The organism is Pseudomonas sp. Irchel s3f7, from assembly GCF_900187615.1.
In the GTDB taxonomy this organism is placed as follows: domain Bacteria; phylum Pseudomonadota; class Gammaproteobacteria; order Pseudomonadales; family Pseudomonadaceae; genus Aquipseudomonas.
Genome location: NZ_FYDO01000052.1, coordinates 1 through 9053, shown reverse-complemented (window position 1 = coordinate 9053; position 9053 = coordinate 1). Strand labels below are relative to the sequence as shown.

Below are 9053 nucleotides of genomic sequence, written 5' to 3'. Positions count from 1 at the left end.
AAAAAGGAAGGAAAGTATTAATATCGCGCATAAGAACGCCGGTTTGTTAGATGTGTTTGCTCGCACGAACATCATCAATCAAATCGGCGTTCTTGTTTCTGTGTTTCCCGGGATTCCGTGAAGAACCGTTTTTTATGCCCTGAATTTAAGGTCTGGCTTCGGTAAAACTCTGCTCGCGCCCGGTGTCAGGGTCTTCTGGTGGCGGTGACTGATCGGTTTCTGAAGTCGGTTCAGGTTCGGATTCAGACTCTGGATTGATCGGCGACTGCATCTGCTCCTGCACCACGTGTTCATCGACGCGCGGATCAAGTGCGGCGACCAGCGGCGAACTCGACATGCTGTCCGGCATCGCCACGTGATGCAGCGGTGCATCGTCGACCTGATGCAGATTGGTCACGGCTTTCGGCCGGATCCGCCAGACCAGCACCAATGCAAAGAAGCTGAAAAACGCATACAGGCTCTGGCTGCCGAACAGCTTCATCAGCACCCCCGCCGCCAGCGGCCCGATGCTCGCACCGACACCGTAAGTCACCAACAGCATTGCCGTCAGCGACACCCGGCGATCGCCCTCGACATGGTCGTTGGAGAACGCCACCGCCAACGGGTACAGGCAGAATTGCACCAGCGAGCAAAGGAAGCCGATGACGAACAGCACCTCCAGCGGCACCTTGGGCAAGATCGCCAGCGGTAACGCCGCGACGGCCAGGAACATGGCGAAGCAGCGGATCAGCAGTGCACGGTCATAACGGTCGGACAACCAGCCGAGCGGCCACTGCACCAGCAGCCCGGCAAAAATGCAGCTACCCATGAACAGACCGACCTGCTCCGTGGTCAGCCCTTGCTGCGAGGCATACAGCGGTGCCAGACCATAGAACGAACCGATGATCAGACCTGCGCCCAGTACCGTACTCAACGACTGCGGCACACGCTTGATAAAAAACCGCGGTTCCATCGGCGCCGGATGCAAGGCCGCCGGGTGAATTCGCCGGGTCAGCGCCACGGGCACCAGACACAGCGCAAAACACAGGGCAACCAGCATCAGCAGTTCAAGCCCCAGCCCCGGGTGCATGACCAGAATCAGTTGCCCGAGCACCAACCCCAGGTACGAGGCAATCATGTAGCCACTGAACACCAGCCCACGCTGATTGGCATCGGCCTGTTCGTTCAGCCAGCTCTCGATCACCATGTATTGGCACATCATGCCGAGGCCGACGATCACCCGCAAAAAGAGCCAGGCCGGCAACCAGTCCACCAGGCCATGACCGAGCACCGCCGCGCCGACGATCCCGGCACACGCCGAGTAGGCCCGGATGTGCCCGACCCGGGCAATCAAGCGGTGACCGATCTTGCCGCCCAGCACCAGGCCGAAATAGTTGGCGGCCATCAACGCGCCGACCCACAGGCTGTCGACATGGTCGGCCGCCAGGCGCAACGCCAGGTAAGTGCTCAACAGGCCCGAGCCGATCAACATCATCAGCGAGGCGAAATAAAGCGCTCGAAAGGATTTCCAGATTTGGCGCATCGGCGTTCCGAGCGGCTCCTTGCAGTGAAGATCGGGCTATCGCTGAACGATAGCCGGATGTAGACGGGACGTCAGGCCTGGACCGCTAAAACACGCCGTTCCCAGGGAGTAATTTCATCATAGAAGCTGGTCAGCTCCAGGGTCTTCGAAGCGATGTAGCCTTCGATGAATTCCGCCCCGAACAGTTCCTTGGCCAACTGACTACGTTTCAGACGCTCAAGCGCCGCGTGCAAGGTACACGGCAATGAAAGATTATCCGGCACTTCAAATTCGCCCTGGATCGGCGCGCTCGGTTCCAGCTTGTTCTCGATGCCATGCAACCCAGCCGCGAGGCTCGCGGCAATCGCCAGGTACGGATTGGCGTCAGCCCCCGGCAAGCGGTTTTCGACCCGCCGCGCCACCGGCAAACTCGCCGGAATACGCAAACCCGCCGCGCGGTTGTCATGGGACCAGCACGCATTGTTCGGCGACGCATAAGGGTGGCACAAGCGCTGGTACGAGTTGACGTTCGGCGCAAACAACGCGGTGAAGTCCGCCATGCAGGCCTGCTGACCGGCGATAAAATGCCGGAAGGTCGCTGTCTCCTCCCCCGCCTTGTCACTGAACACGTTACGCCCCGAATCGACCTCAACCACACTCTGGTGAATGTGCATCGAGCTGCCCGGTGTATGCGCCAACGGCTTGGCCATGCAAACCACGCTCAGGCCGTGCTTGATCGCGACTTCTTTCAGAAGATGCTTGAACAGGAACGTCTGGTCGGCCAGCAACAGCGGATCGCCATGCAGCAGATTGATCTCGAACTGGCTCACGCCCATCTCGTGCATGAACGTATCGCGGGGCAACCCCAGCGCCGCCATGCATTCATAGACCTCATTGAAAAACGGCCGCAAGCCGTTATTGGAGCTGACGCTGAACGCCGACTGACCATCCTCGCGACGACCGTCCAGACCCAGGGGCGGCAGGAAAGCTTGAGTCGGGTCGGTGTTGGGCGCAAAAACGAAGAACTCAAGCTCGGTCGCCACCACTGGCGCCAGGCCAAGGACCGCATAACGGGCGATCACGGTCTTGAGCTGACCACGGGTCGACAGGTTGGAGCTGCTGGTGGTGCCCAACTCATTCGCGTCGCAAATGGCGAAGGCCCGCGGTGGATGACTCCAGGGCAAGCGGTGGATTTGCGCCGGGTCGGGAATCAACGCCAGGTCGCCGTCATCGCTGCCGTAAAAACGCGCTGGCGGATAACCGCCCATGATGCATTGCAGCAGCACACCCCGCGCTAACTGCAAACGCCGACCGTCGAGGAAACCCTCGGAGGTCATCACTTTGCCCCGGGGTACGCCATTCAAATCCGGCGTGACACATTCCACTTCATCAATGCCCGTCAATCGCTGCGCGAGTGAACTCAGGCCAACGGTTGTCATGACGCAATCCTTGTTATTGTGCGAGCCGCGAACGGCGACCGTACAAAATAGACTCCGCATGTTCAGAATATCAAGCAGCCCTCATCAATAAAGATGTAAAACCTCGTAGGCGCTGCCGAAGGCTCGGGTCTACGACAAACAATCACGGGAGGTAAAGGCTGAACACCCCACCACCCAACGCCCCGCCATTGCTGATTTCGGTACGTCCGACAACCCCGTTGCGCTGATGCAGCGCGGCAATCCGCCCGGCAAAATACAGACCCAGCCCGGTGCTGCCGCTGCTCTGGTTAATACCCTGAACGTAATCGGCCTGACGCTCGATCATCTGCGCCGGATACCCCTCGCCGTCGTCGTTGATGGTCAGCACCAGTTGCCCGGCTTCGTCGCTGACGCTGATCAACAGCGCGTGCCGTGCGTAACGGATCGCGTTGTTGATGCAATTGGCCAACACCGAGGCAATCAACTCGCGATCAAAGAATCCCAAGGGGCTCAACGGGTCCACTTCATAGGTGACCATGATGCCGCGGCTGGCGAACACTTCCTGGTGACACGCCAGTTGCGCCTCGATGAAATCGTCCAGTTCATGATAGGCCGGTTGCAGGGGCATCTGGTTGACGCCGAGTTTGTACAGCCCGAGTAACTGCACCAGCATGCCGTTGAGGTGCGCGAACTCGAAATCGATCACGCCCTGCTCCGGCGACTGGCGCGCAGGCTCTGGCAAGCGCGCCAACCATTGGCTGTGGGCCTGCATCAACAAGGTCAGCGAGTTCTTCATGTCGTGCACGGTGGAAGCGATCACCGTGGAGAAATCCAGGCCCTGCCCGTTGTCGTTCATGCGCCAAACGCCTTGCTTTTGAGCTTCTGATAACGCGCAAACCGCGCGTCGGAGTCCGGCATCAGGCCGACCATTTTCAGGCAGGTCCGGCACTCTTCGAGTTCTGCCGACGGGACATTGGTGTCGGTTCCATGCAACAACGACTGCGCCATGTTCAGGGCAATGCTGATGTTCTTCGGTTGCAACGTCAGGGCTTTGCGGAACACCGCCCGCGCTTCCACCAGGTTGCCGGTCTTGTACACGCGCACCCCTTGACGGTTGAGGTCGGCCGCAGCGTTGCCGGCGTTGAGGATGGAAGGATCGTCGGTCTGCTTGGCGATATCCTTCATGACCACCGGATCGTCACCGTAGATCTCCACGCAGTTTTTCAGCATGGCGGTGCCGGCCTCGGTCTGCCCGAGCATCTTCAGTTGCTTGGCCACCAGCAGCGCGGCCTCGGCGCTCATGAATTGCTCCATGCCATCAAGGCGCAACAAAGCCTGCTCGGTGAGCTTGTCGGCGGTTTCGGCGTCGTTGAGCAACAGGCTGGTGGCTTTCATCAGCCGTGCACGAATTTGCAGGCCCGGATCGGAAGGGTTTTCCTTGGCCACAGCACTCAGCGTGGTGTTGATTTCCAGTCGAGTCCGCGTGTCCAGGCCCCGTTCGCTGCCCTTGCTGATCAAGGCGTGAGCCAGGCCAAGATTGCTCTCGGCGTCTTTGAAGCGCGACTGCGCACCTTGGGCCACGGCCTGGCGATAGGCCTTGGAAGCCGTGTCGAAATCTTCGTTGGTCATGGCCAACTTACCCAGCAACGCTTGCCGGCGCACCGCCAGCGGTGACAGGCGGATCGCTTCTTCCAGCACACACTGCGCGCCCTTGGTGTCGCCCTCGGCGACCAGTACATCGGCCATGCCATCGTAGAGCGACGGCATCATCGGGAACACTTTCAAGGCTTTTTCGTAGATGCCCTTGGCTTGCGAAACCTGCCCGCGCTTGAACAACAACTTGCCCAACCCGGCAAAGGCCCACGGCAAAGGTCGGTCGGCAATGATGCTGTCGTACAGGCGCTCCAGTGCTTCGTTCTGATTCAGATCGCGCAAAGCGTCGGCGCGATAACGCAGGCACAAGGGCGAATAGCGAATGTCCTGTTTGCACAGGGCGATGCAGGCGTTGAGCACTTCCATCGGCTTGCCACGGTCGAGGGCTTGCAGGATCGGCTTGAGCAAGGTCTTGCGCTGCTCCAGCCGTTCCAGGCGCTGGGCCAGACTGGAACGGTTGAACGGTTTGGTCAGATAGGCGTCGGGCTCATGTTCCAGCGCACTGAGCACCATGGCCTGGCTGGTTTCGGCGGTGACCATGACGAACACCGCTTCACGGCTGATCAGCTTCTCTTCCATCAGGTCTTCGAGCACCTGCTGGCCGTTCTTCTTCCCGTCGCCCAGGTGGAAGTCCTGCAGGATGAAGTCGTAAGCCTTCTGCGAGCACATTTTCAGCGCCTGCTCGCCGGTATCGGCGGTGTCCACTTCCTTGACGCCCAGCTCGCGCAACATTGAACGCACGGAACTGCGGAAGTCAGAGAAATCATCGACGATCAAAAAACGCTTTTGGTGATACGACAGCATCGAAGATTTCCAGGCAATTTAAGAAGAAGAACCCAACGGCACACCCACGGACGGACGCAGCTTCGGTGGCGCCTGTTTTGGGCGCGCAGATGATAGCTGGTGGCCCTAGGCTATCAAACACCTGCTCATCGACAATAAGCCCCCATGCCGAGCGCGCAGACAAATACGTCCGTGACAGCCCGGGTTATCGGCCAGCCATCGCATTCCCTTGAGAACCTTCCCCAAGGCTCACGCGAATTATGTGAACGCGTTAATGAAAACGAATCCTGTCGACTCGGCAGCCGAGCTTTTCGAATTCGCCGATAAATTGACTAAGTCGAGATTAGTCCTCCTAACTTCACACCATTCGTCTATTAATTGACGACAATAAACAGGATCCAATCATGGCCGCTTGCCACCTTTTACACGGCTAAAACATTGATTTACGAGGCTTCCCCTCCCCCTTGAGCACTTCGATCCGACCGGTCCGCACCGGTTCTGTATCGAGGACCGACGTACGGGCAGGCTGGCACCGCGCTGGGCTGACCTAGAATCAGTTGAGAGGCGCGGGGAGCACATCGTCATGTGTAAACCTTTGATAATTATTCGTATTCATTTTTTCCCGCGAGCCTTGTCTACCGTTTGGAAACGTTCGTCCCGCCTGCCGGCGCTGTTGATGGGAAAGCCCCCGGGGCCGCTGGTAGCCAATGCCTGGACGGGCACCCTCACGGCCTTCCGGCGTTTCCCGCAGGCCACTGACAGTTTTGCAAGGAGGTCAGGAACATCATGACTGACCAGAAAACACCAATAAGCGTGATGTTGGTTGATTGCCGCCCCCTCGTGCTGGTGGGCCTTCACGACTTGATCAATGCCAGAAAGCCCCGGATGGAGGTGACCGGACAGGCCACCACCTATACCCATGCGCTGGACCTTGCCGATCAGTTGCGGCCCCATGTGATTTTTTTCAGTTTCTTCCCGGATGCGCTGAATCCGCTGGAAGTCGTTGCAGAACTCAGCCGTAACACCGAAATGAAAGTGCTGCTGCTCAAGGGCCTGTACGAAGCCGTCCCGGCTGCCCAGGCGATAGAGGCTGGCGCACGCGGCATCGTGCTGGCGGAAGACCCGACGGAGTCGATTGTCCAGGCCATCCTCAAGGTTCACCACAGTGACGTCGCAATGGATAGAGCCTGGGTTGGCGGCCTTTCCGGCTATGCCGCGGCCGGGCACGTCCCCTTGAAATGCAACGTGGAGCAGGCGAAACAGGCGCGGTTGACGCTGCGCGAGAGAGAACTGATCCGCGCCATCGTGGGAGAGCCGTCCGCCAAGTACGTGAGCATTGCCGGCCGCCTGGGGATCAGTGAGCACACTGTGCATAACCACCTCAGCAACATCTATCAAAAGCTTGATCTGATCAACCGCATCGACCTGCTGATGTATGCGCAGAAACACGGGCTCAACCACGAAGCGCCACCCAATTCCGTCTGGGTAAAACTGGATTGAATTTCAAGTCGATATAAGAAGGTTTGCCCCTCGGCACCGCAGAAAAATGCGAGGGTGGTTTCCTACACCACCCTCGCATTCGTTCATGCGCGCGATACCTCAGGCGCTAAAGAAGAGGTCGCTATTCTGAAGGTCGACCCCGACCACGGTGATGGTCGTTACCTGTCCAGGCTCGGTCACTGTCACGATGCTGTCTGCGCCGGTGTTGTCGATCTGGAAGGCGTTCTGCACACCGTTAATCACCAGTTTGTCTTGCACTCCACCGCCCACATCGAAGCCGGTGACCTGGTACAGATTGTCATTGATCGACAGGTCGATGTTGAACGCATCTTGCTCGCCGATCGTGCCCACCAGCGTGTAGTCGAAGGACGCGTCGGGGTCGTTGGCAAACAGGTTGGCGTCAAATGTACTGGTCGCCGAATCGCCATCCTTGTCGGTCAGTGTCGCGCTGAACGCCAGTTTCACATCGTTGGCCAGGCTCTCGCTCTCCGAAATGAACTGGATGACCGGGATTTTGATATCGCCCCGACCCATCGTCAGTTGAACCGCATCGATCAGCAGTGCACCCGACTTCTCAATGAGGAAGGACACCTGCCCACCCGCCTCCGACGTCACGGTGTTCACCTCGATGCGATCCGAGAACGTACCATCCTCGTAAAAGACCCTGTAATACAGATCCTCGGTCGCGGTGTCGTAACCCCCTACGGAGTTGTCGATAAAGACCCTCATGCCCGCCAGCAGGGTTTCCGGATTGATCACGAAACTTTCATCGTCGGCGCTGATTGCCGCCTGGTTGTCTCCCTGGAACACGTTATTGCCGACGCCGATGCCGGACGTGCTGACGTTCATGGCTGCCGGGTCGATGAACGACGGCAGAGGGTTGGTCTGTAGCGTGGCTTCAGTAGGGTCGGGTGCTCCGAGCCCGATGCCGCTCAGTATCTGCGCAGTCGTCGCAAGCGCCTTCGCGGAAAAGAACACAACCTCCTCCGATGCCGAAGGAATAGCCGGGTTGTTCGTCTCCGGAATCAACAAGGTGCGCACTGGATCCGGGCCGCCGGCCGAGAGCGCGCCGTCGGCACTGCTGAGCACGATCGTCGAATGGAAGCCTTGCACCAGATCCAGTGCATAAGTGCCATTGGCGTAGGCGGTCAGCGTGTAGTCGACGCTGGTATTGGCCGTTGCGGCGTTGTTGTCGAAATCACCGGTCAACGTACCCGCAAAATGGTACGCGCCGTTGATATCCGGTGAGCTCCCCTGCTCGGTGAGCGTACCGCTCCCGGTTACCGTCGTGTTGTTTGGCCTGACGAGGGTGAACTGGTTGTTCACCAACGAAATGTCCAGGCCTGCCGCACCCAGCCCGTCGGCTCCTGCCGCGCTGGTCCAGAACCCGTACTGTGGAAGGAGGCTACCGGTCCCGATCAGGTTGCCGAACGCGAGAGTCGGCGTGTCGTCATCGACGGTGATCACCAGTTTTTCGGCCGCAGCCGTTACGGTGTCGCCGTCCTTGTCGGTGGCCGTCAGCAACGAGCCGAGGTTGATGGTGATGTCGTTTTCATCATTGCCGGGCGCGTGGTCCAGCGGTTTGAGCAAGGTGAAGCTGTAGGCACCCGCGGCACTGAGGCTGAAGGTGAACACATCGACCGCACCGGCCTTGGCCGTGAGCGTATCGCCCACGACGCTGTAAACCAGCGCCACCCCGCCCGAGCTCAGCGCTGGCAAGCCACTGGTGTCACTCGCCAGGGCATAGCTCAGCGGCGTGTCGGCGCCGGACTGGAAGATACCGGTCACGCTGCCGTTGGCAGCCGTGGCCGTACCCGCCACATCGCCGATCCCACCGGCAATGCCATTGGCCAGACCGTCCTCGTCGACGGTGCCGGCTGCGGCTTCTCCGGCCGCGGTTGGCGTGTCGTCATCGACGGTGATCACCAGTTTTTCGGCCGCAGCCGTTACGGTATCGCCGTCCTTGTCGGTGGCCGTCAGCAACGAGCCGAGGTTGATGGTGATGTCGTTTTCATCATTGCCGGGCGCGTGGTCCAGCGGTTTGAGCAAGGTGAAGCTGTAGGCACCCGCGGCGCTGAGGCTGAAGGTGAACACATCGACCGCACCGGCCTTGGCCGTGAGCGTATCGCCCACGACGCTGTAAACCAGCGCCACCCCGCCCGACGTCAGCGCTGGCAAGCCACTGGTGTCACTCGCCA

5 protein-coding genes and 1 pseudogene are annotated in these 9053 nt (G+C 59.5%); 1 reads left to right on the top strand and 5 read right to left on the bottom strand.

The window, feature by feature from the left end; translation table 11 throughout:
• Nucleotides 1-145: 145 nt before the first annotated feature.
• The 4 genes from CKW19_RS27850 to CKW19_RS27835 all read right to left on the bottom strand — a co-directional run bounded on the left by CKW19_RS27850 (nt 146) and on the right by CKW19_RS27835 (nt 5376).
• A complete protein-coding gene (locus CKW19_RS27850; protein ID WP_095061720.1) occupies nt 146-1522 on the bottom strand; it encodes an MFS transporter in 1377 nt (458 codons plus the stop codon).
• A gap of 71 nt (nt 1523-1593) precedes the next feature.
• Nucleotides 1594-2838 carry a glutamine synthetase family protein gene (locus CKW19_RS27845; RefSeq protein ID WP_177408864.1) on the bottom strand — a complete coding sequence of 415 codons (1245 nt, stop codon included), beginning with the start codon at nt 2836-2838 and terminating at the stop codon, nt 1594-1596.
• Between the two features lie 244 nt (nt 2839-3082).
• The gene (locus CKW19_RS27840; protein ID WP_095061717.1) at nt 3083-3775 is read right to left on the bottom strand and encodes a sensor histidine kinase KdpD; all 693 of its coding nucleotides are present in this window, start codon (nt 3773-3775) and stop codon (nt 3083-3085) included.
• On the bottom strand, nt 3772-5376 hold the full coding sequence (locus tag CKW19_RS27835) for a tetratricopeptide repeat-containing response regulator (RefSeq protein ID WP_095061715.1): 1605 nt from the start codon (nt 5374-5376) through the stop codon (nt 3772-3774). The genes CKW19_RS27840 and CKW19_RS27835 overlap by 4 nt, the downstream gene beginning before the upstream one ends.
• A gap of 765 nt (nt 5377-6141) precedes the next feature.
• Between CKW19_RS27835 and CKW19_RS27830 the strand changes: the two genes are divergently transcribed.
• Complete coding sequence (locus CKW19_RS27830) at nt 6142-6855, top strand: response regulator transcription factor (RefSeq protein ID WP_095061713.1); 714 nt, start codon at nt 6142-6144, stop codon at nt 6853-6855.
• A 99-nt stretch (nt 6856-6954) separates the two neighbouring features.
• On the opposite strand, the pseudogene CKW19_RS27825 reads toward CKW19_RS27830, so the two are convergent.
• Nucleotides 6955-9053, bottom strand: a pseudogene (locus tag CKW19_RS27825) (hypothetical protein); the annotation flags it as partial.

Coding starts and splice junctions, on each gene's coding strand:
- CKW19_RS27830 (WP_095061713.1), top strand. CDS start 6,142: ATGACTGACCAGAAAACACCAATAAGCGTGATGTTGGTTGATTGCCGC.
- CKW19_RS27835 (WP_095061715.1), bottom strand. CDS start 5,376: ATGCTGTCGTATCACCAAAAGCGTTTTTTGATCGTCGATGATTTCTCT.
- CKW19_RS27845 (WP_177408864.1), bottom strand. CDS start 2,838: ATGACCTCCGAGGGTTTCCTCGACGGTCGGCGTTTGCAGTTAGCGCGG.
- CKW19_RS27840 (WP_095061717.1), bottom strand. CDS start 3,775: ATGAACGACAACGGGCAGGGCCTGGATTTCTCCACGGTGATCGCTTCC.
- CKW19_RS27850 (WP_095061720.1), bottom strand. CDS start 1,522: ATGCGCCAAATCTGGAAATCCTTTCGAGCGCTTTATTTCGCCTCGCTG.